This window comes from Pseudaquabacterium rugosum (assembly GCF_038066575.1).
GTDB lineage: Bacteria > Pseudomonadota > Gammaproteobacteria > Burkholderiales > Burkholderiaceae_C > Pseudaquabacterium > Pseudaquabacterium rugosum.
On the sequence record NZ_JBBUTF010000003.1, the window covers coordinates 25,898 to 48,188 of the forward strand.

Genomic DNA, 22,291 nt, shown 5'->3' on the forward strand with positions numbered 1-22,291 from the left:
CTGGGGCCTGACGCCCGAGTGGAGCGGCGGGCCGCTTCACCCGCCGAGAGATTCGTCAATGCAAACGGAGAAGATGATGGAATGGATCCCGATCGGCTTGTTCACCTTCAAGATCATCGTGCTGGGCGTGGGGATGTTCTTCGCGATCAAGTGGCATCACGACCAGGGCAAGAACAGGAAGAAGTGAGCGCCGGGGCCAGCCTCGATAATGCGCCCCCTCCACCCTCGCTGAGCCCGAACGCGCGCCCTGCCTCGCAGCGGCCCCAGGCACCGCCCCGCCCCATGACCCGCCCCACCCGCTCCACCTACGAAGACTTCATGCGCCACGTGTTCGAGCACGGGGTGGCCAAAGGCGACCGCACGGGCACCGGCACACGCAGCGTGTTCGGGCACCAGATGCGCTTCGATCTGGCCGAGGGCTTTCCGCTGGTCACCACCAAGAAGGTGTTCACCAAGGCGGTGGTGCTGGAGCTGCTGTGGTTCCTGCGCGGCGACAGCAACGTGCACTGGCTGCAGGAGCGTGGCTGCACCATCTGGGACGAATGGGCGCGCGAGGATGGCTCGCTGGGGCCGGTCTACGGCGTGCAGTGGCGCAGCTGGCCGACGCCGGGCGGCGGCCACATCGACCAGATCGCGCAGGTGGTGCAGCAGCTGATGTCCAACCCCGACAGCCGGCGCATCATCGTCAGCGCCTGGAACGTGGCCGATCTGGACGCGATGGCGCTGCAGCCCTGCCACGCCTTCTTCCAGTTCTGGGTCTCGCCGGAGCTGGGGCCCAACGGCCGGCGCAAGCTCAGCTGCCAGCTCTACCAGCGCAGCGCGGACATCTTTCTCGGCGTGCCCTTCAACATCGCCAGCTACGCGCTGCTGACGCACATGCTGGCCCAGCAGTGCGATCTGGACGTGGGCGAGTTCATCTGGACGGGCGGCGACTGCCACATCTACGACAACCACGTCGAGCAGGTGCGCACGCAGCTCTCGCGTGAGCCCCATCCGTTCCCGACGCTGCGCATCGCGCGCCGGCCCGATTCGATCCTGGACTACGCGCTGGAGGACTTCGAGTTCATCGACTACCAGCACCATCCGGTGATCAAGGCACCGGTGGCGGTCTGATGGCCGCGCCGGGATCGATGGCGGCGGGCGCCGTGCCCGCCAATGGGGCGCAGGGCGCCACCACCCTGCCGCTGGTGCTGATCGCCTCGGTCGCGCGCAACCGCACGATCGGCCGCGGCAACGAGCTGGTCTGGGACGAGCCGGCCGACAAGCGCTGGTTCCGCCAGCAGACGATGGGCTGCCCGGTCATCATGGGCCGCAAGACCTGGGATTCGCTGCCGGCGCGCTTCCGCCCGCTGCCGGGCCGGCCCAACGTGGTGGTGACGCGGCAGGCGGGCTGGTCGGCGGGCGAGGTGGTGGACACGTCGGTCGCCCACGGCCTGCCCGAGGCGCTGGCCCGGGCCCGTGCGCGGGCCGCCGGCACGCCGGCCACGTGCGTCTACGTGATGGGCGGCGCCGAGCTGTACGCGCAGGCGCTGCCGCTGGCCGACGCGCTGCTGTTGACCGAGATCGACGCCGACATCGACGGCGATGCCTGGTTCCCGGCCTGGTCGCCGGCCGACTGGACGCTGGCGGAGGTGCTGCCCGGCGCCGAGGCCACGCCGACGACGCCGGCCTTCCGCTTCGCGCGCTACCGGCGCGTGATCTGAGCGGGCGCGGCTGAAGCCAGGGCGCTGGACCGGCGGCGCTTGCGCCGGCAGGCCCCGTTGCCAGCCTCGGCGTCGGAACCGTCTCAGTCCCCGGCCACCAGCACCGGCCCGTCACCGGCGGCCTGGCGGCGCTGGCGCCAGCCGGCCAGCTCGTTGGCCGCCAGCGCGCTGATCACCAGCGCCCCGCCGGTCAGCGTGGTCGACGCCGGCACCTCGCCCGCCCCCACCCAGGCCAGCAGCACACCGAAGATCACCTCCAGCAGGCCGATCAGCGAGACCTCGGGCGCCGGCAGCGCGCGGGCCACCCGGATCACCAGGATGCACGGCACGGCCAGCTGCACCACGCCCAGCATGGCCAGCAGGCCCAGGTCATGTCCGGTCGCCTGGAAGGGCATCGCCCAGGGCAAGGTCACCAGGGCCGAGGCGGTGGCCCCCAGCAGCACGGCCGGCAGCATGTCGGGCTCGACCACCGAGGGATCGGCCGCGTGGCGGGCGTGCAGGTGCTGCAGCAGCACCCAGTTGGCCGCACCGGCGAACGGCACGGCCAGCGCCACCAGCGCGCCGGTCAGCGATCCGCCGCCACCGCCGAGCGCCTGCTCGCCGAACATCCAGCCGATGCCGGCCCCCGCCACCGCGATCGCCGCCCAGGTGCGTCCGGGCAGGGGCTGGCGCAGCAGCAGCCGCGCCAGCAGGGCCGAGACCAGCGGCGCCATGGCCAGCGTCACCAGCACGGTGGCCACCGTGGTCAGCATCATGGCCACCATGAAGTTGGTGTACATGACCGTCCAGCACAGGGCGGACGCCCACAGCGGCCATCCGCCGCGGCGGATGTCGTCCAGCAAGGCGCGTGCACCGCGCTGCCACACCAGCACGCCGCCCACGGCCAGCGCGTTGAACGCGCTGCGCCAGAAGGTCACCTCGAAGCTCGCGGCCGATTCCAGATGCCGGGAAACCACACCGGCGATGCTCCACAGGAAGGTGACCAGCACCATCAGCGCCACTGCGCGACCATGACCCAGGCGCATCTGCGCGACCCCCGGCGACGTGAAGAGGAAAACGGGAAGAAATGCGACGGGGCCGCACATGCGGCCCCGGTCGTGGTCCGTATCCATGTGGACCGAACCCTCCGCCGGGTGATCAGGCGGTCGATCGGTCACGCGGATCGGCACACCCCGCGCACACGGCGCGGGGCTGCAAGCATCACACGCCTTCGCGCGACGCGCGCTTGCGCTCGTGCTCGCTCAGGAAGCGCTTGCGCAGACGCACGCTCTTCGGGGTGATCTCGACCAGCTCGTCGTCGTCGATGAAGTCGACGCCGTACTCCAGCGTCAGGTCGATCGGCGGCGTGATCTTGATCGCGTCTTCCTTGCCGCTGACGCGGAAGTTGGTCAGCTGCTTGGTGCGGGTGGCGTTGACGACGAGGTCGTTGTCGCGGCTGTGGATGCCGACGATCATGCCCTCGTAGACCGGGTCGTTCGGCTTGACGAACATGCGGCCGCGGTCGTCCAGCTTGCCGAGCGCGTAGGTGAAGATCTCGCCGTCGTCCATGGAGATCAGCACGCCGTTCTTGCGGCCGCCGATCTCGCCCTTGTGGGCCTCGTAGCCGTCGAAGATCGACGAGATCAGGCCCGAACCGCGGGTCAGGTTCATGAACTCGTTGGAGAAACCGATCAGGCCACGGGCCGGGATGCGGTACTCCAGGCGCACGCGGCCGTTGCCGTCCGGCTCCATGTTGATCATCTCGCCCTTGCGCAGGCCGAGGGCCTGCATCACGCCGCCCTGGTGGGTTTCCTCGACGTCGGCGGTGACCAGCTCCATCGGCTCGTGCTTCTCGCCGTTGACGTCGTGGAACATCACGCGCGGCTTGGAGACGGCCAGCTCGTAGCCTTCACGGCGCATGTTCTCCAGCAGGATGGTCAGGTGCAGTTCGCCGCGGCCGCAGACCTCGAAGATGCCGTCCTCGTCGGTTTCCTTGACGCGCAGCGCGACGTTGCTCTGCAGTTCCTTCTGCAGGCGGTCCCAGATCTGGCGGCTGGTGACGTACTTGCCTTCACGACCGGCCAGCGGGCTGGTGTTGACGCAGAAGTTCATCGTCAGCGTCGGCTCGTCGACCTTCAGCATCGGCAGCGGCGACGGGGTGAGCGGATCGGTCACGGTCACGCCGATGCCGATGTCCTCGAGGCCGTTGATCAGCACGATGTCGCCCGGGCCGGCGGACGTGACCTGCACGCGATCCAGGCCCTGGAAGGTCAGCACCTGGTTGACACGGCCGTTGACGGCCTTGCCGCCCGGGCCTTCGGCGACCACCACCGCCATGCCCGGCTTGATGGTGCCCTGCGTGACGCGGCCCACGCCGATGCGGCCGACGAAGGTCGAGTAGTCCAGCGCCGAGATCTGCAGCTGCAGCGGCGCGGCCGGGTCACCCTGGTGCGACGGCACGTGCTTCAGGATGGTGTTGAACAGGGCCGACATGTCGGGGCCCCACTGCTCACCGGGCGTGCCCTCTTCCAGGCTCGTCCAGCCGTTGATGCCCGAGGCGTAGACCACGGGGAAGTCCAGCTGCTCGTCGGTCGCGCCCAGCTTGTCGAACAGGTCGAAGGCGGCGTTGATGACGGCATCGGGCTTGGCACCCGGCTTGTCGACCTTGTTGACCACGACGATCGGGCGCAGGCCGAGGGCCAGCGCCTTCTTCGTGACGAAGCGGGTCTGCGGCATCGGGCCTTCCTGGGCGTCGATCAGCAGCACCACGCCGTCGACCATGCTCAGCGCACGCTCGACCTCACCGCCGAAGTCCGCGTGTCCCGGGGTGTCGACGATGTTGATGTGGGTGCCTTCCCAGCTGACCGCGCAGTTCTTGGCCAGGATGGTGATGCCGCGCTCGCGTTCGATGGCGTTGCTGTCCATCACGGTGTCGACGACCTTCTCGTGGTCGGCGAAGGTGCCGCTCTGGCGCAGCAGCTGGTCGACCATGGTGGTCTTGCCATGGTCGACGTGCGCGATGATGGCGATGTTGCGGATCTGTTGGCTCATGGTCGCGGTGGACGTTGGAGATTCAGGGAGCGCGGGTTCCGGGCCGGGATCGGCGTCCGGTGCCCGGCGGGCAGGCGGTTCGGGCGGGCTCCAGCGGCGGCTTGCGCTGCCATCCGGGGCCCGGGAGGTCGGGGCGGCGGTGGGGCCGCTCGGTGGTCAGTCCGGCGTGGCGACCTCGGGTCGCTTCGTCGGGCCGCTGGCCAGCCGGCAGGTCGAGGCCACCTCGGCCGGGGCCAGCAGGCGATCGGCGATCAGCTCGCCGGCGCGCACATGGCCACTGCCCAGGAAGGCGACGTCGCCGCGGCCGCCACCGGTCGGCGACGGGCCGTAGACCCGCAGCGCGTCGGCATCCGGATGCGTGACCCGACGCCGGTTGCCCGACAGGAAACGACCGGCATCGGCAGCCGGCAAGCACAGGGCGGGCCACTCGCCGAGCAGGCTGTCGGGCGCCAGCAGCAACGCGTCGCGTGCGGCCTCGTCCATCGCCTCCAGGGCATCCAGCGGGATCGCCTGATCGACGCGCAGTGCACCCACACCGGTGCGCTTCAACGCACCGAGGTAGGCACCGCAGCCGAGCTGGTCACCGATGTCGGCGGCCAGCGTGCGCACGTAGGTGCCCTTGCTGCAGCGCACGTCGATCACGAGCTCGGCATCCTGCCACGAGACGATGTCGATCCCGTGGATGGTGACCTCGCGCGGCGTGCGTTCGACCTCGATGCCGGCCCGCGCGTACTCGTAGAGCGCCTTGCCGTCCTTCTTGAGCGCCGAATGCATCGGCGGCAGCTGGCTGATGCGGCCCTGCAGGCCGGCCAGCACCTCCAGCAGGCGGCGGGCGTCGAAGGCCGGCGTGGCGCCGGGCGTGATCTCGCCCTCGCGGTCGCCGGTGGTGCTGCGCGCGCCCAGCACCAGCGTGGCGCGGTAGGCCTTGTCGGCGTCCAGGCTGACCTGGCTGAACTTGGTGGCCGCGCCGAAGCACAGCGGCAGCAGACCGGTGGCCAGCGGATCGAGCGTGCCGGTGTGGCCGGCCTTCTCGGCACGCAGCAGCCATTTGGCCTTCTGCAGCGCGTCGTTGCTGGACCAGCCCAGCGGCTTGTCCAGCAGCAGCACGCCATGCACCGGGCGGCGCTGGACGCGCACGCGCGGCCGCGCGGCGGAGGCCTGCGCATCGCGTTGCAGCACGCCAGGTCCGGTGCGGGTATCGATGGCCTCGCCGGAATCGGGCGCGGCCGGCAGCGCGTCGGCGCTGGCGTGATCGGGGTCGGAGAACGGGGCCATGACAGAGGGGCGGAAAGGCTCAGTCTTCCTTCGCGCGGCTGGCGTTGGCCTGGCGGATCAGCGCGTTCATCTCGGCCGCACGTTCAGTCGTGCGGTCGAAATGGAAGTGCAGCGTGGGCACGGTGTGGATCTGCAGGCGCTTGAACAGCGCGTTGCGCAGCCAGCCGGCCGACTCGTTGAGGCCTTCCTGGCACTCGGCCGGGTTGCCGACGAGCAGCGAGAAGTAGACCTTGGCGTGCGCGTAGTCGGGCGTGACCGCGACGCTGTTGATCGTCAGCAGACCGATGCGCGGATCCTTGAGGTCACGGATGAGCTCGGACAGATCGCGCTGGATCTGGTCGGCCACGCGCAGGCCGCGGTTGGGTATCGAACGCTTGTGGCGCATGGGTGGGATGTCCTGGAGAGAACGCGCGGAAGTCGGCGGTGGCGACATGGCTCCTCAAACGGGAAACCCCGCCTGCGCGGGCAGGCGGGGTCTCGCGCAGGAGCGGCGTCGCTTTACAGCGTGCGCGCGATCTCCTTGATCTCGAACAGCTCGAGTTGATCGCCCTCGGCGATGTCGTTGTAGTTCTTGAGCTTGATACCGCACTCGAAGCCTTCCTTGACTTCGCGGACATCGTCCTTCATGCGCTTCAGGCTCTCGAGCTCGCCGGTGTAGATCACCACGTTGTCGCGCAGCAGGCGGAAGCGGCAATCGCGCTTGACCATGCCGGAGGTGACCATGCAACCCGCGACCGTACCGATCTTCGTCGCCACGAAGACGGTCCGGATCTCGGCCATGCCGATGACCTCTTCCTTCTGCTCCGGTGCCAGCATGCCGGCCATCGCTGCCTTCACCTCATCCACGGCGTCGTAGATGATGTTGTAGTAGCGCAGGTCGACGTCGTTGTGCTCGGCCACCTTGCGGGCGTTCGAGTCGGCGCGGACGTTGAAGCCGATGATGATGGCCTTCGAGGCGATCGCCAGGTTGACGTCCGACTCGCTGATGCCACCGACGGCCGAGTGCACCAGCTGCACCTTGACCTCGCTGGTCGACAGCTTGAGCAGCGACTGGCCCAGCGCTTCCTGCGAGCCCTGGACGTCGGCCTTGATGATCAGCGGCAGCAGCTGGGCGGCGCCTTCGCCGACGTTCTCGAAGATGTTCTCGAGCTTGGCGGCCTGACGGCGGTTCAGCGTGACTTCGCGGTACTTGCCCTGACGGAAGGTGGCGATCTCACGGGCACGACGCTCGTCGGTCAGCACCATGAACTCGTCGCCGGCCTGCGGCACGTCCGACAAGCCCTGGATCTCGACCGGGATCGACGGACCGGCGCTCTCGGTCGTGTGGCCGTCCTCGTCGATCATGGCCCGCACGCGGCCATAGCTCGAACCGGCCAGCACCACGTCGCCCTTCTTCAGGGTGCCGCTCTGCACCAGCACGGTGGCGACCGGGCCACGGCCCTTGTCCAGCTTGGCTTCGATGACCAGACCCTTGGCGTTGGCTTCCACCGGCGCCTTGAGTTCCAGCACTTCGGCCTGCAGCAGCACCTGCTCCAGCAGATCGTCGATGCCCTGGCCGCTCTTCGACGACACGCCGACGAAGGGGCTCTCGCCACCGAACTCTTCCGGCACGACCTGCTCGGCCACCAGCTCGCTCTTGACGCGCTCGAGATTCGAGTCCGGCTTGTCGATCTTGGTCATCGCGACCACGATCGGCACGCCCGCGGCCTTGGCATGGCTGATGGCTTCCTTGGTCTGCGGCATCACGCCGTCGTCCGCCGCAACCACCAGGATGACGATGTCGGTGGCCGTCGCACCACGGGCTCGCATGGCCGTGAAGGCCGCGTGACCCGGGGTGTCGAGGAAGGTGATGACGCCACGCGGGGTCTCGACGTGGTAAGCGCCGATGTGCTGCGTGATGCCGCCGGCCTCACCTGCCGCCACACGGGTGCGACGGATGTAGTCCAGCAGCGAGGTCTTGCCGTGGTCGACGTGACCCATGATGGTGACCACCGGCGCGCGCGGCAGCTGCTCGCCGGCCGCGGCTTCGTGTTCCTCTTCGAGGAAGGCGTCCGGATCGTCCAGCTTGGCGGTCATCGCCTTGTGGCCCATTTCCTCCACCACGATCATGGCGGTTTCCTGGTCCAGCTGCTGGTTGATGGTGACCATCTGGCCCAGCTTCATCAGCTGCTTGATGACCTCGGCCGCCTTGACGCTCATCTTGTGGGCCAGATCGGCCACGCTGATGGTCTCGGGGACGTGGACTTCCTGCTGGATGAACTCGGCCGGCGGCACGAAGCTGCCGCCATCACGGTCGCCGCCACGGCGCGAGCCGCCCCGCGGCACACGCCAGCCGGCACGGCCCGCATCACCACCACGGCCCTTGCCGGCTGCCGCGCGCTTCTTGGCGGCGTCATCGGCCCAGCTCGACGAGAGCTTTTCGCTCTTGACCGACTTCTTGTCACCCGGCTTGGCCGCAGCCGCACCGGCGGCCGGCGCAGCGGCGCCCGGCGCCGCCTTCGGCTTGTGGATGGTGCCGGTGATCGGCGCCTTGTCGGCCGCCACGGGCGCGGCAGCAGGCTTCGGCTCTTCCGGCTTCTTTGCCGTGAGCACGCCACGACGGGTGGCCATCATCGCGCGGATGGCGGCGGCCTCGGCCTCGGCAGCCTTGCGGCGGCGCTCGAGTTCAGCGGCGCGCTGCTTCTCGGCGGCCTCGGTCTCGGAGGCCTTGACCACGCGCAGCTGGGGCTTGGGCGGCTCGACCGGTGCGGCAGGAGCGGCCGGGGCCGGCACCTGGGCCGCAGGCGCGGGCGCCGCGGAGGCACCGGCGCTGACGGGGGTCTTGGCCGCGGCCTTCTGCAGTGCAGCGGCGGCAGCGGCCTTGGCCGCAGCCTCGGCTTCCGCACGGGCCTTGGCTTCCGCGGCCGCGCGGGCCTCGGCCTCGGCGCGGGCACGCGCCTCGGCGGCTTCGCGCTCGGCCTTCTCACGCGCTTCGCGCTCGGCCTTCTCGCGGGCCATCTGCTCCTGCTGCTGACGCAGGGCTTCAGCCTCGGCGCGGGCTTCTTCCTCGCGGCGCTGCAGTTCGGCCTGGGCGGCGGCTTCCTCTTCCTCGGGCGACGGCTGGGGCGCACCCGGCGCCAGATCGTCACGCTTGACGAAGGTGCGCTTCTTGCGCACTTCGACCTGGATGGTGCGGGCCTTGCCGGAAGCATCGGCCTGCTTGATCTCGCTCGTGCTCTTGCGCGTGATGGAGATCTTGTTGCGTGCGGAGCCGGCCGTGCCATGCGCATTGCGCAGGTAGTCGAGCAGGCGCTCCTTGTCGGATTCGGTCAGCGCGTCATCGGGCGACTTCTTCGCGACACCGGCAGATTGCAGCTGCTCGAGCAGCGTCCCTGCGGGACGGTTCAGCTCGGCGGCGAACTGGGCGACGGTGGTCACGGCCATGGGTGGATTTCCTCGGTAACTGCGGTGCGTGGGGGCGTTGGTGTCGGGGCGGCGGTCCGGATCGGAATCACGCCGTGAACCAGTGCTCCCGCGCCTTCATGATCAGCGCCTTGGCGGCGGCCTCGTCGAGCTGGGTCATGCCCGTGAGCTCGTCGACCGCCAGATCGGCCAGGTCGTCGCGGCTGTGGATGCCGCCTTCGGCGAGCTTGGCGATGAGCTCGGGCGACAGACGGGTGCCTTCGAATTCCAGATCGCGCAGGTCCTGGGAGACCTCTTCGACCTGTTCTTCCTTGGCGATCTCCATCGTCAGCAGCGCGTCCTTCGCACGGTTGCGCAGCTCGTTGACGGTGTCCTCGTCGAAGGACTGGATCTCCAGCATCTCCTGCAGCGGCACGTAGGCCACTTCCTCGAGGCTGTTGAAACCCTCTTCGATCAGGATGTCGGCGACTTCGACGTCGACGTCGAGCTTCTCGACGAAGAGCTTGCGCACGGACTCGGATTCCTGGGCCTGCTTGGCCTGGCTCTCCTCGGCCGTCATGATGTTGATGCGCCAGCCGGTCAACTCGGAGGCCAGACGCACGTTCTGGCCGCCACGGCCGATGGCGATCGCGAGGTTCTCCTCGTCGACCACCACGTCCATCGCGTGCTTCTCCTCGTCGACGACGATGGAGACGACGTTGGCCGGCGCCAGCGCGCCGATGACGAACTGGGCCGGATCCTCGGACCACAGCACGATGTCCACGCGCTCACCGGCCAGCTCGTTGGTCACCGCGTTGACGCGGGATCCCCGCACGCCGACACAGGTGCCGATCGGATCGACCCGCTTGTCGTGCGAGACGACGGCGATCTTGGCGCGGCTGCCCGAGTCGCGGGCACAGCTCTTGATCTCGAGCAGGCCCTGCTCCATCTCCGGCACTTCCAGCGCGAACAGCTCGACCATGTAGGCCGGCGCCGAACGCGACAGCAGGATCTGCGGGCCACGGGCCGTCGGATCGACGCCGGTGATCACCGCCCGCACGCGGTCGCCCACGCGCAGGTTCTCCTTCGGGATCATCTCGCTGCGCTTGAGGCGACCCTCGACACGACCGGACTCGACGACGATGTCGCCCTTGTCCAGGCGCTTGACCGAGCCGACGAAGATCTTGTCGCCACGCGACAGGAAGTCGTTGAGCAGCGTCTCGCGCTCGGCGTCACGGATCTTCTGCAGGATGACCTGCTTGGCCGCCATCGCGCCGATGCGGCCGATGGGCACCGAGGCGATCGGCTCCTCGATGTAGTCACCGACCTCGATCTCGGCGATGCGGTCGACGGCGTCGCTCAGCATCTCCTCGGCGTCCGGGTTCTGCAGGCCGGCCTCGTCGGGCACGACCAGCCAGCGACGGAAGGTCTCGTAGTCGCCGGTCTCGCGGTCGACGGCCACGCGGATGTCGACCTCGCCGCCCTGCAGCTTCTTGGTGGCCTGGGCCAGCGCGGCCTCGACCGCACCGAAGACGACGTCACGATCGACGTTCTTCTCGCGCGAGATCGCATCCACCAGCAACAACATTTCGCGGTTCATCAGTCTTGACCTCCGTCTTCCTGCTCATCCCGGGCATCCGCACCCGGACCGGATTGCGGCGCGACACCGCGTCGACCCTTGAAGTCGACCACCGGAACGAGGCAGGCCTCGCGTACTTCATCCAAGGAAAAGTCCAACACCTGCTCGGGTTGGGCAACCGCCTCGGCCAGCGCCTTGGCCGACACCCGGCCGCCCTTCTTGGCCGGCTGCGGCAACTGCGGCGGCAGCACCAGGCGCCACGCCTGCTCGCCTTCACCGGCCGCGAGCACGCCGCGCCACTTCTTGCGGCCCATGAAGAGCTCGTGAAGGGTCAGCTCGATCTCGAAGCCGACGAAGCGCTGCCAGTCGGCAGGCTTGCGCAGCGGGCGATCCAGGCCCGGCGACGAAACCTCCAGCCGCAGGTAATCGACCTGCTCGACCTCCAGCAGGAACTGCAACTGGCGCGTGACCAGCTCGCAATCCTCGACCAGCACGGCCTCGCCAGGGCCGGTCGGGTAGGCCCGCTCGGGCAGACGATCGATCGTGACGCGCAGCAGTCCGCCGGCGGATCGCTCCACGTCCACCAGGTCGTAGCCCATGCCTGTCACTGTGCGCTCAAGCGCCGTCTGCCAACTCATCGTGCCTGTTTCGTCCTTGCCGTCTGCCGGACCGGCAGCCGCCGATCCAGCTGCGGCCAGGACCGCAGCCTGCAGGCGTCACGCGAGGTCCCGTAGCGACTCCCGTCGGTGGACGGAAAAGACTGCTTGCCACAGGCCACGCGCCGCAAGGCACGGCCCCGTTCCGGGCGTGATCAACCACCGGTCAGGGGTGCCGCGCGCCAAGCAAAAAAAATGGGCAGGAATTGATCCGCCCACATTGCTCGACAGCGCGAAAGCACGCATTGTATGCTGCAAGCACCATGCCGACAAGTCCCGGTGAGGTGAGACAGATGTCCCATGCGAGAATCGTGGACTGGACTTTCCCACGAACCCCGCAACCACAGGATTCCTCCATGGGTTTTCTCGCCGGCAAGCGCCTGCTCATCACGGGCGTGCTGAACAACCGTTCGATCGCCTACGGCATTGCCCGCGCCTGCCACCGTGAAGGCGCCGAGCTGGCCTTCAGCTACCAGGGCGAGCGCTTCAAGGACCGCATCACCGAGTTCGCCGCCGAGTTCGGCTCGAAACTGGTGTTCGAATGCGACGTCGCCGACGACGCGCAGATCGCACGCCTGTTCGCCGATCTGGGCCAGCACTGGGACAGCTTCGACGGCTTCGTCCACGCCATCGCCTTCGCACCGCGCGAGGCGATCGCCGGCGACTTCCTCGACGGCCTGGATCGCGAGAGCTTCCGCATCGCGCACGACATCTCGGCCTACAGCTTCCCGGCGATGGCCAAGGCCGCGCTGACGATGCTGCGTCCGGGCGCCGCGCTGCTGACGCTGAGCTACCTCGGCGCGGTGCGCTACGTGCCGAACTACAACACGATGGGCCTGGCCAAGGCCTCGCTGGAAGCCTCGGTGCGCTTCCTGGCGCAGAGCCTCGGCGCCAAGGGCGTGCGCGTCAACGGCATCTCGGCCGGCCCGATCAAGACGCTGGCGGCCTCGGGCATCAAGGACTTCGGCAAGCTGCTGACCGAGTTCGCCGCGACCACGCCGATCCGCCGCACGATCACCATCGACGACGTCGGCAATGCCGCAGCCTTCCTGCTGTCGGACCTGGCGGGCGGCGTCAGTGCCGAGATCATGTACGTCGACGGTGGCTTCAGCCACACGGCGATGGTCGACTCCAGCGCGGGCTGATCGACTCCGTTCGGGCCGCCCGCGCCTGTCGGCATGGGCGGCCGCCGGACCTCACGGGCCGGCAGCGGCTGCGCGTCATCGACGCGTCAGCGGCTGCCGGCCTTTTTCACGCCGTCTTGCGGGCGCGCTTGCCGGCCGACTTGGGAGCCGCCGGGGCGGCCGCCGTCTGCGCCATTTCTGCGGTCTGTGCCGTCTGTGCCGCCTTTGCAGTCCGCGCTTTCGGCGCCTTCTGCACCGGACCCGACGCCGCCGCCGTCTTCGCACCCGTCCTGCGTGCCGGCCGCCCGGCCTTCACGGCAGCGACGCCAGCAGCATCGGCGACCCCGACATCCACCGCCTCACGCACGCAGTCGACGTAGTAGCGCGAACCACCCACGCTGTCGCCCTCCTCCACCAGCCCGTGCACGTCGGTGGCGAAGCCCGGGAACTGCGTGTTGAACGAGCGCGTGAACTTCAGGTACTGGACGATCTTGGCGTTGAAGCGCTCGCCCGGGATCAGCAGCGGAATGCCCGGCGGATACGGCGTCAGCAGGCTGGTCGTGATGCGGCCCTCCAGCGCGTCGATGTCCACCCGCTCGGTCGCGCGGCGGGCGATCTGCGCGTAGGCATCGCTGGGCTTCATCGCCGGCTGCAGGTCGCTCAGGTACATCTCGGTCGTCAGACGCGCGATGTCGCCCTTGGCGTAGGCCTCGTGCATGGCCTGGCAGAGGTCGCGCAGGCCCATGCGCTCGTAGCGCGGATGGGCGCGGCAGAACTCCGGCAGGATGCGCCACATCGGCGCGTTCTTGTCGTAGTCGTCCTTGAACTGCTGCAGCGCGGTGACCAGCGTGTTCCAGCGGCCCTTGGTGATGCCGATGGTGAACATGATGAAGAACGAGTACAGGCCCGTCTTCTCGACCACCACGCCGTGCTCGGCCAGGAACTTGGTGACGATGGCCGCCGGAATGCCGGCCTTGGCGAACTTGCCGGAGACATCCAGCCCCGGGGTGATGATCGTGCTCTTGATCGGGTCGAGCATGTTGAAGCCCGTGGCCAGATCACCGAAGCCATGCCACTTGGCCTTCGCCTTGAGCATCCACTCCTTGCTCTGGCCGATGCCCTCGTCGACCAGCGCGTCCGGGCCCCAGACCTTGAACCACCAGTCGGCACCGAAGTCGGCTTCGACCTTGCGCATCGCACGGCGGAACTCCAGCGCCTCGTTGATGCTTTCCTCGACCAGCGCGGTGCCGCCGGGCGGCTCCATCATGGCCGCCGCCACGTCGCAGGACGCGATGATCGCGTACTGCGGCGAGGTGCTGGTGTGCATCAGGTAGGCCTCGTTGAAGAGGTTGCGGTCCAGCGGCACCGTCTGGCTGTCCTGCACCAGCACCTGGCTGGCCTGGCTCAGGCCGGCCAGCAGCTTGTGCGTGGACTGCGTGGCATAGACCACCGCCTGCTTCGGTCGCGGGCGGTTCTTGCCCATCGCGTGGTAGCTGCCGTAGAACGGGTGGAAGGCCGCGTGCGGCAGCCAGGCCTCGTCGAAATGCAGGTTGTCGATGTAGCCGTCGACCATGCCCTTGATGGTCTCGGTGTTGTAGAGCACGCCGTCGTAGGTGCTCTGCGTCAGCGTCATGATGCGCGGGCGCGTGGTCTTCGGATCGACGCCAGCCAGCAGCGGGTTCTTCGCGATCTTGCGCTCGATGGCCTCGCGGCTGAACTCGCTCTGCGGGATCGGACCGATGATGCCGTAGTGGTTGCGCGTCGGCGTCATGAAGACCGGCACCGCGCCGGTCATGATGATCGAGTGCAGGATGGACTTGTGGCAGTTGCGGTCCACCACCACCACGTCGCCCGGCGCCACCGTGTGGTGCCACACCATCTTGTTCGACGTCGACGTGCCGTTGGTGACGAAGAAGCAGTGGTCGGCGTTGAAGATGCGCGCCGCGTTCTTCTCGCTCTCGGCCACCGGGCCGGTGTGGTCCAGCAGCTGACCCAGCTCCTCCACCGCGTTGCAGACGTCGGCGCGCAGCATGTTCTCACCGAAGAACTGGTGGAACATCTGGCCGACCGGGCTCTTCAGGAACGCCACGCCGCCGGAGTGCCCCGGACAGTGCCAGGAATAGCTGCCGTCCTGCGCGTAGTCGATCAGCGCCTTGAAGAACGGCGGCGCGACGCCGTCCAGATAGCTCTTGGCCTCGCGGATGATGTGACGCGCCACGAACTCGGGCGTGTCCTCGAACATGTGGATGAAGCCGTGCAGCTCGCGCAGGATGTCGTTCGGGATGTGCTGCGAGGTGCGCGTCTCGCCGTACAGGTAGATCGGGATGTCGCGGTTCTTGAACCGGATCTCCTCGATGAACTTGCGCAGGTTCAGCACCGCCGGATCCAGCTCGGGGCCGGGGGTGAATTCCTCGTCGTCGATCGACAGGATGAAGGCACTGGCGCGGCTTTGCTGCTGCGCGAACTGGCTCAGATCGCCGTAGCTGGTGACACCCAGCACCTCGAAGCCCTCGTGCTCGATGGCCTGGGCCAGCGCACGGATGCCCAGACCGGAGGTGTTGTCCGAGCGGTAGTCCTCGTCGATGATGACGATGGGGAAGCGGAAATGTTGCATCGACGGCGTGCGGATGCCCCGCGGGCGGTGGTGTCCGGGGTGCGCGGGTGGGGTCGAGGAATCCGGCTGGACGCCAGGCGTCAGCGGTGGCTGCGCGTCGTCCGGTGCCCGGCCCACAGGCCGCCGGCAGTCGACGCGAGGGCCGAAGTGTAGGGCCGCTACACGTCTTCGTGATGACCGCTCGCGCATCCATCACGCAGCCTGCAAGTGACAACAGCTGAATTCAGGCTATACTCATAGGCTTCCACCTCAGGAGAGATGGATGAGTGGTTTAAGTCGCACGCCTGGAAAGCGTGTGTGGGTTAACAGCCCACCGCGGGTTCGAATCCCGCTCTCTCCGCCAAACCGAAAACCCCAGCTGCCGTCAGGCAGCTGGGGTTTTTCTTTGGCCGGCACGCTCAAGGTCCTGAGCGCTGCCCCACCATCGCCGCCCTGACGCCTCCGGCGTGAAACGCCAGAAAAGCAAAAAGCCCGGTGTCTTGTGGACACCGGGCTCAGCTTTTTTGGTCGGGGTGGCGGGATTCGAACTCGCGACCCCTTGCACCCCATGCAAGTGCGCTACCAGGCTGCGCTACACCCCGACTGAAGCTAGAAGTATATACCAGTTCTTCAGAAGTCCGCAAGCATTTCTCGAATGGAGATCAACTCCCGCAGAAGCAGCACGCGATCCACGTGGCCATCGGGCAGAAACAGCCCTTCCGGCACAGCTGACGGCGGCCATGCAGCGGCTTGCTGAAGCAGATGGCCCGCCTCGTGGGTCGCAGCCATGACACCAAGGTCGCCGGATCCGGACCCCACGGCCGACGAACGGCCGCCGACGGCTGCATCGGTCTCGTCCGCGGACCGCACCGACGGCCGACTTGCGGGGACGACCGCGGCAGACCGGACGTCCGACACGGGCGAGGCGTCCTCCCGGCCAGGCCCTCCCTGGGCCCAGCCCCCGCCCAGCAGAGCCCGCTCGGCCGCGGCCACGCCGGCATCGGAAGCCGACGGCGCGATCCCCGCGTCGCCGAGCTGGTTGCGAGCGCCGCTGATGGTGAAGCCCTGGTCATAGAGCAGCTCACGGATGCGGCGCACCAGCAACACCTCGTGATGCTGGTAATAGCGGCGGTTGCCGCGTCGCTTCATCGGGCGCAGCTGGGAGAACTCCTGCTCCCAGTAGCGCAACACATAGGGCTTGACCTGGCACAGCTCGGAGACCTCGCCGATCGTGAAGTAGCGCTTGGCTGGGATGGGCGGCAGCGTCTTCTCCATGATCTCGAGGGGCGAGCTGGGGTGCGCGGGACTTTACCCGATGTCCTCCTCGTCACCCGGCTCGCCCTGCACGAGCGCCTTGAGCTTGTGGCTGGCGTGGAAGGTGACGACGTTGCGCGCCTTGATCGGGATCGACTCGCCGGTGCGCGGGTTGCGGCCCGGACGCGGCGCCTTGCGACGGATGTTGAAGTTGCCGAAGCCCGAGAGCTTGACGTCCTCCCCGCTGACCAGCGTGCCGTGGACGATGTCGAAGAAGGCCTCGACCATGTCCTTGGACTCGCGCTTGTTCAGGCCCAGGCGCTCGAACAGCAGCTCGGAGAGCTCGGCCTTGGTCAGCGTCGGGGTCTCCATCGCGCTGAGCACCGCGCGGCCGCCGACGCGCTCATCGTCTTCCGGCACCGGCTCGCCCGGCTTGATGACGGTCTGGTTCATCCGTGTCCTTGTGGGTCTTCAGGGTTCGGGACGGGACACCGCGACGACCCGCGCCACGGTGTCCGACAACGGCATCTCAGGCGCGCAGACGGGCACCGACGGCCCGGGCCCGCTCGATCGCGGCCTGCACCGTCGCGTCGATGCGATCTTCCGTCAAGGTCGCGGCCGGGTCGAGCAGCTCCAGGCGCACGGCCAGACTGCGCTCGCCTGTGGCCATGTCGCCGTTGGCGGCCTGCGGCTTGTAGACGTCGAACAGCAGGACATCGCGCACGAGGCCCGACGCATCGGCCCTCAGGGCATCGAGCAGCGCCTGCGCGGCGACGCCCTCCGGCAGCACCAGCGCCAGATCCCGGACGCTGGACTGGTGGCGCGGCAGCGGCTGGGCAACCGGGACCGGACGGGCCTGCACCGCCTCCAGATCCAGCTCGAAGAGCACCGGCGCCTGCGGCAGCTCGTAGCCCTGGCGCCAGCGCGGATGCAGCTCGCCGATGACGCCGATGTCCTGACCATCGACGATCACGCGGGCGCTGCGGCCCGGATGCAGGGCCGGATGCTCGGCCGCTTCGAAGCGCACGGTGCGCGGTGCCAGCAAGGCCTCGACATCGCCCTTGACGTCGTGGAAGTCGACCGCACGCTCACGCTCGCCCCACTGCAGCGCCTCGGCCGGGCCGTAGGCCAGACCGGCGACGCGCAGCGTCTGGCAGATGCCCGCCACGCTGGTGTGGCTGTGGCCGACGCCCGCATCGCGCCGCGAGACGCGACCCAGCTCGGCCACCCGCACGCGCGTGGTCTTGCGCGACAGGTTGTGGCGCAGCACCTGCACCAGGCTGCCGATGAGGCTGGAGCGCATCACCGACAGCGGCGCGGCGATCGGGTTCAGCACCCGGATCGGGTCGTCGTTGCCGTGCAGCTCGGACTCCCAGCGCTGCTCGACGAAGCTGAAGTTGATGGTCTCGAAGTAGCCGAGCGCGGCCAACGCATGGCGCACGGCGAAACCACCGCGCTGCGCCTCGACCCGCACGCGCGGGCTGACCGGGGCCAGCGGCAGCTCATCAGGCAGGTTCTCGTAGCCGATGATGCGGGCGACCTCCTCGATCAGGTCCTCCTCGATCGCGATGTCGAAGCGCCAGCTCGGCGGGGTGACGTGCAGCACGCCCTCGCCTTCACTGAACTGCAGGCCCAGACGGCGGAAGACATCCGCGCACTGCGCCTGGCTCAGCGGCATGCCGATCACCTTGGCCGCGCGGGCCACGCGCAGCGTGACCGGGGCGCGCTCGGGCAGGCCCAGCACCTGGTCATCGACCGGGCCGCACACCGTCTCGGGCGTGCCGCAGATCTCGATGATCAGCTGGCTGATGCGCTCGATGTGCTCGACGGTCAGCGCCGGATCGACGCCGCGCTCGAAGCGGTGACCGGCATCGGTCGAGAACGCGTAGCGGCGCGAACGGCCGGCGACAGCCTCGGGCCACCAGAAGGCGGCCTCGACGTAGACGTGCCGGGTGTCGTCGCTGACGGCGGTGGCGTCACCGCCCATGATGCCGGCCAGCGATTCCAGGCCCTGGTCATCGGCGATCACGCCGACCTGCGCGTCGACGGTGATGGTGTTGCCGTTGAGCAGCTTGAGCTGCTCGCCCTCGCGGCCCCAGCGCACCTGCAGCGCACCGTGGATCTTGTCGAGGTCGAAGATGTGCGACGGCCGGCCGTACTCGAACATCACGTAGTTCGAGATGTCGACCAGCGGGCTGACCGGACGCTGGCCGCAGCGCGCCAGGCGCTCGACCATCCACGCCGGCGTCCGCGCACGGGTGTTCACGTGGCGGATGATGCGGCCGGAGAAGCGGCCGCACAGGTCAGGCGCCTGCACCTGCACCGGCAGACGGTCATCGAGGGCGGGACGCACCGGCTCGATGGCCGGCGTCAGCAGGGGCGAGCCGGTCAGCGCCGAGACCTCGCGCGCGATGCCGTGCACGCTCAGGCAGTGCGCCAGATTGGGCGTCAGCTTCAGCGTGAACAGCGTGTCGTCGAGGTCCAGGTACTGGCGGATGTCCTGGCCGACGGGCGCGTCGGCCGGCAGCTCCAGCAGGCCGCCGTGATCCTCGCTGAGCTTGAGCTCACGGGCCGAGCACAGCATGCCGTGGCTGGCCACGCCGCGCAGCTTGCCGATCTTGATCAGGAAAGGCTTGCCGTCCTCGCCCGGCGGCAGTTCGGCGCCGACGGTGGCCAGCGGCACCTTGATGCCCACGCGGGCATTGGGCGCGCCGCAGACGATCTGCAGCGGACCGTCCTTGCTGTGGGCGCCGGCCTCGACGCGGCAGATGCGCAGGCGGTCGGCATCGGGATGTTGTTCGGCCTCGACGATCTCGCCGATGACGATGCCGGAGAACGACGGCGCGGCCGGACGGGTCTCCTCGACCTCGAGACCGGCCATGGTCAGCACATCGGCCAGTTCGGCGGTGCTGATCGACGGGTTGCAGAAGCTGCGCAACCAGGATTCAGGGAATTGCATGACGATGGGGGATGCAGGAGTCGGCCGGAATCACTCGAACTGCGCGAGAAAGCGCAGATCGCCGTCAAAGAACTGGCGCAGGTCGTTGACGCCGTAGCGCAGCATGGTCAGGCGATCCATGCCCATGCCGAAGGCGAAGCCAAGGAAGCGTTCCGGATCCAGCCCGTAGTTGCGCACCACGTTCGGATGCACCTGGCCTGAACCGCCCACCTCCAGCCAACGTCCCTTCAGCGGCCCGCTGGCGAAGGCGATGTCGATCTCGGCCGAAGGCTCGGTGAAGGGGAAGAAGCTGGGGCGGAAGCGCAGCACCAGGTCGTCGCTCTCGAAGAATCGACGGCAGAAGTCGGTGAAGACGACCTTCAGATCCTTGAAGCTGACGTTCTCGCCGATCCACAGGCCTTCGCACTGGTGGAACATCGGCGAATGCGTCGCGTCGCTGTCGACACGGTAGGTGCGGCCCGGGGCGATGACGCGGATCTCGGGCACCGGCTCGCCGGCGGCGATCTGCGCGGCATGCCTCTCGGCATGGGCACGGGCATAGCGCACCTGCATCGGGCTGGTGTGCGGGCGCAGGTTGTACCAGCGACCACCCTCGTCCTTCATGTCGACGTAGAAGGTGTCCTGCATCGAACGCGCCGGATGGTTCTCCGGGTTGTTCAGCGCGGTGAAGCTCATCCAGTCGGTCTCGATCTCCGGACCCTGGGCGACATCGAAGCCCATGGAGCCGAAGATGGCCTCGATGCGCTCCTGCGTGCGCGACACCGGGTGCAGCGCACCGGCGCCACGGCGCCGGCCGGGCAGCGTCACGTCGAGCGCCTCGGCCTTGAGTTGCGCGGCGAGTTCGGCCTCGGCCAGCGCGGCACGGCGCGCGGCCAGCAGCGCCTCGATGCGCTGCTTGGCCTGGTTGATCTCGGCCCCGCGGGTCTTCTTCTCCTCGTGCGACAGGGCGCCCAGGCCCTTGAGGAGTTCGGTCAGGCGGCCAGCCTTGCCGGTGTAGCGGGCCTTGGCGTCTTCGAGCGCAGCCGGCGTCGCGGCACCAGCGAAGGCACCTTCGGCCTCAGCCACCAGGGAGTCGAGATCGTTCATCGCGGAGGTCGCCCGGGATCAGGCGGGCGGACGGGAAATGAAAAAGGCCGTCCACGGGTGACGGCCTTCAAAGCTGGGACTCGCGAGAGCCGGCACGCGGGCCGGCCATGCGACGAATCCAATCAGGCGAGCTGGGCCTTCACCTTGGCAACGATGCTGCCAAAGGCCGCCGGATCGTTCACTGCCAGATCGGCCAGGACCTTGCGGTCGATGTCGATCGAGGCCTTCTTCAGGCCAGCCATGAACTTGCTGTAGGTCAGACCCAGACCACGCGAAGCGGCGTTGATACGGGCGATCCACAGCTGGCGGAACACCCGCTTGCGGGTGCGGCGGTCACGGTAGGCGTACTGGCCCGCCTTCATCACCGCCTGCTTGGCGATGCGGAAGACGTTCTTGCGGCGGCCACGGAAGCCCTTGGCCAGAGCCAGGACCTTCTTGTGACGCGCGCGGGCGGTAACACCACGTTTGACGCGAGGCATGCTGTTTTTCCTTTCTGTCCGTCAGCTACAGGATCACAGGCCCGCGAACGGGAGCATCTGTGCCATGTGGCCCATGTTGGTCTCGTGCACGTTCACGGCGCCGCGGAGCTGGCGCTTGCGCGTGGTGGACTTCTTCGTGAGGATGTGGCGCTTGAACGCCTGACCGCGCTTGACGGTACCACCCGGACGGACGCGGAAGCGCTTCTTGGCGCTGCTCTTGGTCTTCATCTTGGGCATGAGAGCTCCTTATAAGTTGCCTTGCAGGCGCACCACCCGGGAAGCGGTGGTGCTTGTATGGCCTGCAACAGCTGAGCCCCGGATGCACCGGTGACCGACCGGTGCGGGGCTGTCGTCGTCCGCCCTGACATCACCTTCCCTGCACGGCCCCGCGAAACGCGGTGACGTGGGGTTGGACGAGGTCAGGACAGCCCACGATTGTCGCCGATTCCGCCCCGGTGCGTCACGTGCGATGCGCACGTGGTGCGGGGCGGACGCAGCATCATTTTTTCCTGGGGGCCAGGACCATGATCATCTGACGGCCTTCGAGCTTGGGCATGTGCTCGACGACAGCGATGTCGGCCAGTTCCTCGCGGATGCGCTCGAGCATGCGCATGCCGAGTTCCTGGTGGGTGATCTCGCGACCGCGAAAGCGCAGCGTGATCTTGCCCTTGTCGCCATCCTCGCCGATGAAGCGGCGCAGGTTGCGCAGCTTGATGTCGTAGTCGTTGTCATCGGTGCCGGGACGGAACTTGACTTCCTTGACCTCGATGATCTTCTGCTTCGACTTGGCCTCGGCGGCCTTCTTCTGCTCCTGGTACTTGAACTTGCCGTAGTCCATCAGGCGGCACACCGGCGGATCGGCGGTGGGCGCGATCTCGACCAGGTCAACATCGTGCTCGCCCGAAAGGCGCAGTGCATCCTGGATGCTGACGATGCCCAGCGGCTCGTTTTCGACGCCGTTCAGACGCACCATGGGCGCCTGGATCTCGCGGTTGAGCCGATGCTTGCGCTCGACATTGGGCATCCGGCGATCAAGATAAGTAGCGATGGTGCAAACCCCTTACGACCTGTGTTGAAGGTCAATGGCCCCAAGGCAAGCAACGGGCGGATGTGTCCGGAGGACGCCGTGACAGCGACGGCCGGAAACGTCCGTCAGGACGACCGGCCGACAA

Annotated in this window: 18 protein-coding genes, 2 tRNA genes and 1 pseudogene; 5 read left to right on the forward strand and 16 right to left on the reverse strand. The window is 68.1% G+C overall.

Annotated elements, in window-relative coordinates; genetic code table 11:
* Window positions 1–58: 58 nt before the first annotated feature.
* The 3 genes from AACH11_RS02705 to AACH11_RS02715 all read left to right on the forward strand — a co-directional run bounded on the left by AACH11_RS02705 (window position 59) and on the right by AACH11_RS02715 (window position 1,703).
* Window positions 59–187, forward strand: coding sequence for a hypothetical protein (locus AACH11_RS02705; RefSeq protein ID WP_341372668.1), 129 nt, complete (start codon window positions 59–61; stop codon window positions 185–187).
* A 95-nt stretch (window positions 188–282) separates the two neighbouring features.
* Complete coding sequence (locus tag AACH11_RS02710; RefSeq protein ID WP_341372669.1) at window positions 283–1,113, forward strand: thymidylate synthase; 831 nt, start codon at window positions 283–285, stop codon at window positions 1,111–1,113.
* The gene (locus tag AACH11_RS02715) at window positions 1,113–1,703 is read left to right on the forward strand and encodes a dihydrofolate reductase (protein WP_341372670.1); all 591 of its coding nucleotides are present in this window, start codon (window positions 1,113–1,115) and stop codon (window positions 1,701–1,703) included. Before AACH11_RS02710 ends, AACH11_RS02715 begins: the two co-directional genes overlap by 1 nt.
* Before the next feature lie 83 nt (window positions 1,704–1,786).
* Here AACH11_RS02715 and AACH11_RS02720 read toward each other — a convergent pair whose 3' ends face one another.
* The 7 genes from AACH11_RS02720 to rimP all read right to left on the reverse strand — a co-directional run bounded on the left by AACH11_RS02720 (window position 1,787) and on the right by rimP (window position 11,606).
* A complete protein-coding gene (locus AACH11_RS02720; protein ID WP_341372671.1) occupies window positions 1,787–2,728 on the reverse strand; it encodes a DMT family transporter in 942 nt (313 codons plus the stop codon).
* A gap of 175 nt (window positions 2,729–2,903) precedes the next feature.
* Window positions 2,904–4,733 carry a translational GTPase TypA gene (gene typA / locus AACH11_RS02725; protein ID WP_341372672.1) on the reverse strand — a complete coding sequence of 610 codons (1,830 nt, stop codon included), beginning with the start codon at window positions 4,731–4,733 and terminating at the stop codon, window positions 2,904–2,906.
* A gap of 156 nt (window positions 4,734–4,889) precedes the next feature.
* Window positions 4,890–6,008 (reverse strand): tRNA pseudouridine(55) synthase TruB, encoded by a 1,119-nt coding sequence (gene truB, locus AACH11_RS02730; RefSeq protein ID WP_341372673.1) that lies wholly within the window; start codon window positions 6,006–6,008, stop codon window positions 4,890–4,892.
* Between the two features lie 19 nt (window positions 6,009–6,027).
* Window positions 6,028–6,393: a 30S ribosome-binding factor RbfA gene (gene rbfA, locus AACH11_RS02735; protein WP_341372674.1), complete on the reverse strand. Its 366-nt coding sequence runs from the start codon at window positions 6,391–6,393 to the stop codon at window positions 6,028–6,030.
* Window positions 6,394–6,506: 113 nt separating this feature from the next.
* Window positions 6,507–9,431, reverse strand: coding sequence for a translation initiation factor IF-2 (gene infB / locus AACH11_RS02740; RefSeq protein ID WP_341372675.1), 2,925 nt, complete (start codon window positions 9,429–9,431; stop codon window positions 6,507–6,509).
* 67 nt (window positions 9,432–9,498) lie between these two features.
* A complete protein-coding gene (gene nusA, locus AACH11_RS02745) occupies window positions 9,499–10,989 on the reverse strand; it encodes a transcription termination factor NusA (protein WP_341372676.1) in 1,491 nt (496 codons plus the stop codon).
* The gene (gene rimP, locus AACH11_RS02750; protein ID WP_341372677.1) at window positions 10,989–11,606 is read right to left on the reverse strand and encodes a ribosome maturation factor RimP; all 618 of its coding nucleotides are present in this window, start codon (window positions 11,604–11,606) and stop codon (window positions 10,989–10,991) included. Before rimP ends, nusA begins: the two co-directional genes overlap by 1 nt.
* Before the next feature lie 374 nt (window positions 11,607–11,980).
* Here rimP and fabI point away from each other — a divergent pair, with 374 nt between their 5' ends.
* Entirely contained in the window at window positions 11,981–12,769 is a 789-nt protein-coding gene (fabI, locus tag AACH11_RS02755) for an enoyl-ACP reductase FabI (RefSeq protein WP_341372678.1), read from the forward strand.
* Between the two features lie 106 nt (window positions 12,770–12,875).
* Here fabI and AACH11_RS02760 read toward each other — a convergent pair whose 3' ends face one another.
* Window positions 12,876–15,362 (reverse strand): Orn/Lys/Arg family decarboxylase, encoded by a 2,487-nt coding sequence (locus AACH11_RS02760; RefSeq protein WP_341372679.1) that lies wholly within the window; start codon window positions 15,360–15,362, stop codon window positions 12,876–12,878.
* A gap of 252 nt (window positions 15,363–15,614) precedes the next feature.
* Here AACH11_RS02760 and AACH11_RS02765 point away from each other — a divergent pair.
* Window positions 15,615–15,705 (forward strand) — tRNA-Ser (locus tag AACH11_RS02765).
* A gap of 161 nt (window positions 15,706–15,866) precedes the next feature.
* Here AACH11_RS02765 and AACH11_RS02770 read toward each other — a convergent pair.
* From AACH11_RS02770 to infC, 8 genes and pseudogenes are all read right to left on the reverse strand, one after another.
* Window positions 15,867–15,943 (reverse strand) — tRNA-Pro (locus tag AACH11_RS02770).
* A 426-nt stretch (window positions 15,944–16,369) separates the two neighbouring features.
* Window positions 16,370–16,616 (reverse strand): annotated as a pseudogene (locus tag AACH11_RS02775) (MerR family transcriptional regulator); the annotation flags it as partial.
* Between the two features lie 33 nt (window positions 16,617–16,649).
* Window positions 16,650–16,967 carry an integration host factor subunit alpha gene (locus AACH11_RS02780; protein WP_341372986.1) on the reverse strand — a complete coding sequence of 106 codons (318 nt, stop codon included), beginning with the start codon at window positions 16,965–16,967 and terminating at the stop codon, window positions 16,650–16,652.
* A 157-nt stretch (window positions 16,968–17,124) separates the two neighbouring features.
* Entirely contained in the window at window positions 17,125–19,554 is a 2,430-nt protein-coding gene (gene pheT, locus AACH11_RS02785; protein ID WP_341372680.1) for a phenylalanine--tRNA ligase subunit beta, read from the reverse strand.
* A gap of 30 nt (window positions 19,555–19,584) precedes the next feature.
* The gene (pheS, locus tag AACH11_RS02790; RefSeq protein WP_341372681.1) at window positions 19,585–20,640 is read right to left on the reverse strand and encodes a phenylalanine--tRNA ligase subunit alpha; all 1,056 of its coding nucleotides are present in this window, start codon (window positions 20,638–20,640) and stop codon (window positions 19,585–19,587) included.
* Window positions 20,641–20,762: 122 nt separating this feature from the next.
* Window positions 20,763–21,119 carry a 50S ribosomal protein L20 gene (gene rplT / locus AACH11_RS02795; RefSeq protein WP_341372682.1) on the reverse strand — a complete coding sequence of 119 codons (357 nt, stop codon included), beginning with the start codon at window positions 21,117–21,119 and terminating at the stop codon, window positions 20,763–20,765.
* A 33-nt stretch (window positions 21,120–21,152) separates the two neighbouring features.
* Window positions 21,153–21,356: a 50S ribosomal protein L35 gene (gene rpmI, locus AACH11_RS02800; protein ID WP_260787931.1), complete on the reverse strand. Its 204-nt coding sequence runs from the start codon at window positions 21,354–21,356 to the stop codon at window positions 21,153–21,155.
* A 262-nt stretch (window positions 21,357–21,618) separates the two neighbouring features.
* Window positions 21,619–22,143, reverse strand: coding sequence for a translation initiation factor IF-3 (gene infC, locus AACH11_RS02805; protein ID WP_341372683.1), 525 nt, complete (start codon window positions 22,141–22,143; stop codon window positions 21,619–21,621).
* Window positions 22,144–22,291 lie beyond the last annotated feature (148 nt).

What these genes read in the sequence shown, in the direction of transcription:
- AACH11_RS02710 (WP_341372669.1), top strand. Translation starts at nt 283, where the DNA reads ATGACCCGCCCCACCCGCTCCACCTACGAAGACTTCATGCGCCACGTG.
- fabI (WP_341372678.1), top strand. Translation starts at nt 11,981, where the DNA reads ATGGGTTTTCTCGCCGGCAAGCGCCTGCTCATCACGGGCGTGCTGAAC.
- pheS (WP_341372681.1), bottom strand. Translation starts at nt 20,640, where the DNA reads ATGAACGATCTCGACTCCCTGGTGGCTGAGGCCGAAGGTGCCTTCGCT.
- rimP (WP_341372677.1), bottom strand. Translation starts at nt 11,606, where the DNA reads ATGAGTTGGCAGACGGCGCTTGAGCGCACAGTGACAGGCATGGGCTAC.
- infB (WP_341372675.1), bottom strand. Translation starts at nt 9,431, where the DNA reads ATGGCCGTGACCACCGTCGCCCAGTTCGCCGCCGAGCTGAACCGTCCC.
- truB (WP_341372673.1), bottom strand. Translation starts at nt 6,008, where the DNA reads ATGGCCCCGTTCTCCGACCCCGATCACGCCAGCGCCGACGCGCTGCCG.
- AACH11_RS02720 (WP_341372671.1), bottom strand. Translation starts at nt 2,728, where the DNA reads ATGCGCCTGGGTCATGGTCGCGCAGTGGCGCTGATGGTGCTGGTCACC.
- AACH11_RS02780 (WP_341372986.1), bottom strand. Translation starts at nt 16,967, where the DNA reads ATGGAGACCCCGACGCTGACCAAGGCCGAGCTCTCCGAGCTGCTGTTC.
- rbfA (WP_341372674.1), bottom strand. Translation starts at nt 6,393, where the DNA reads ATGCGCCACAAGCGTTCGATACCCAACCGCGGCCTGCGCGTGGCCGAC.
- typA (WP_341372672.1), bottom strand. Translation starts at nt 4,733, where the DNA reads ATGAGCCAACAGATCCGCAACATCGCCATCATCGCGCACGTCGACCAT.
- rpmI (WP_260787931.1), bottom strand. Translation starts at nt 21,356, where the DNA reads ATGCCCAAGATGAAGACCAAGAGCAGCGCCAAGAAGCGCTTCCGCGTC.
- AACH11_RS02760 (WP_341372679.1), bottom strand. Translation starts at nt 15,362, where the DNA reads ATGCAACATTTCCGCTTCCCCATCGTCATCATCGACGAGGACTACCGC.
- nusA (WP_341372676.1), bottom strand. Translation starts at nt 10,989, where the DNA reads ATGAACCGCGAAATGTTGTTGCTGGTGGATGCGATCTCGCGCGAGAAG.
- pheT (WP_341372680.1), bottom strand. Translation starts at nt 19,554, where the DNA reads ATGCAATTCCCTGAATCCTGGTTGCGCAGCTTCTGCAACCCGTCGATC.
- AACH11_RS02705 (WP_341372668.1), top strand. Translation starts at nt 59, where the DNA reads ATGCAAACGGAGAAGATGATGGAATGGATCCCGATCGGCTTGTTCACC.
- infC (WP_341372683.1), bottom strand. Translation starts at nt 22,143, where the DNA reads ATGCCCAATGTCGAGCGCAAGCATCGGCTCAACCGCGAGATCCAGGCG.
- rplT (WP_341372682.1), bottom strand. Translation starts at nt 21,119, where the DNA reads ATGCCTCGCGTCAAACGTGGTGTTACCGCCCGCGCGCGTCACAAGAAG.
- AACH11_RS02715 (WP_341372670.1), top strand. Translation starts at nt 1,113, where the DNA reads ATGGCCGCGCCGGGATCGATGGCGGCGGGCGCCGTGCCCGCCAATGGG.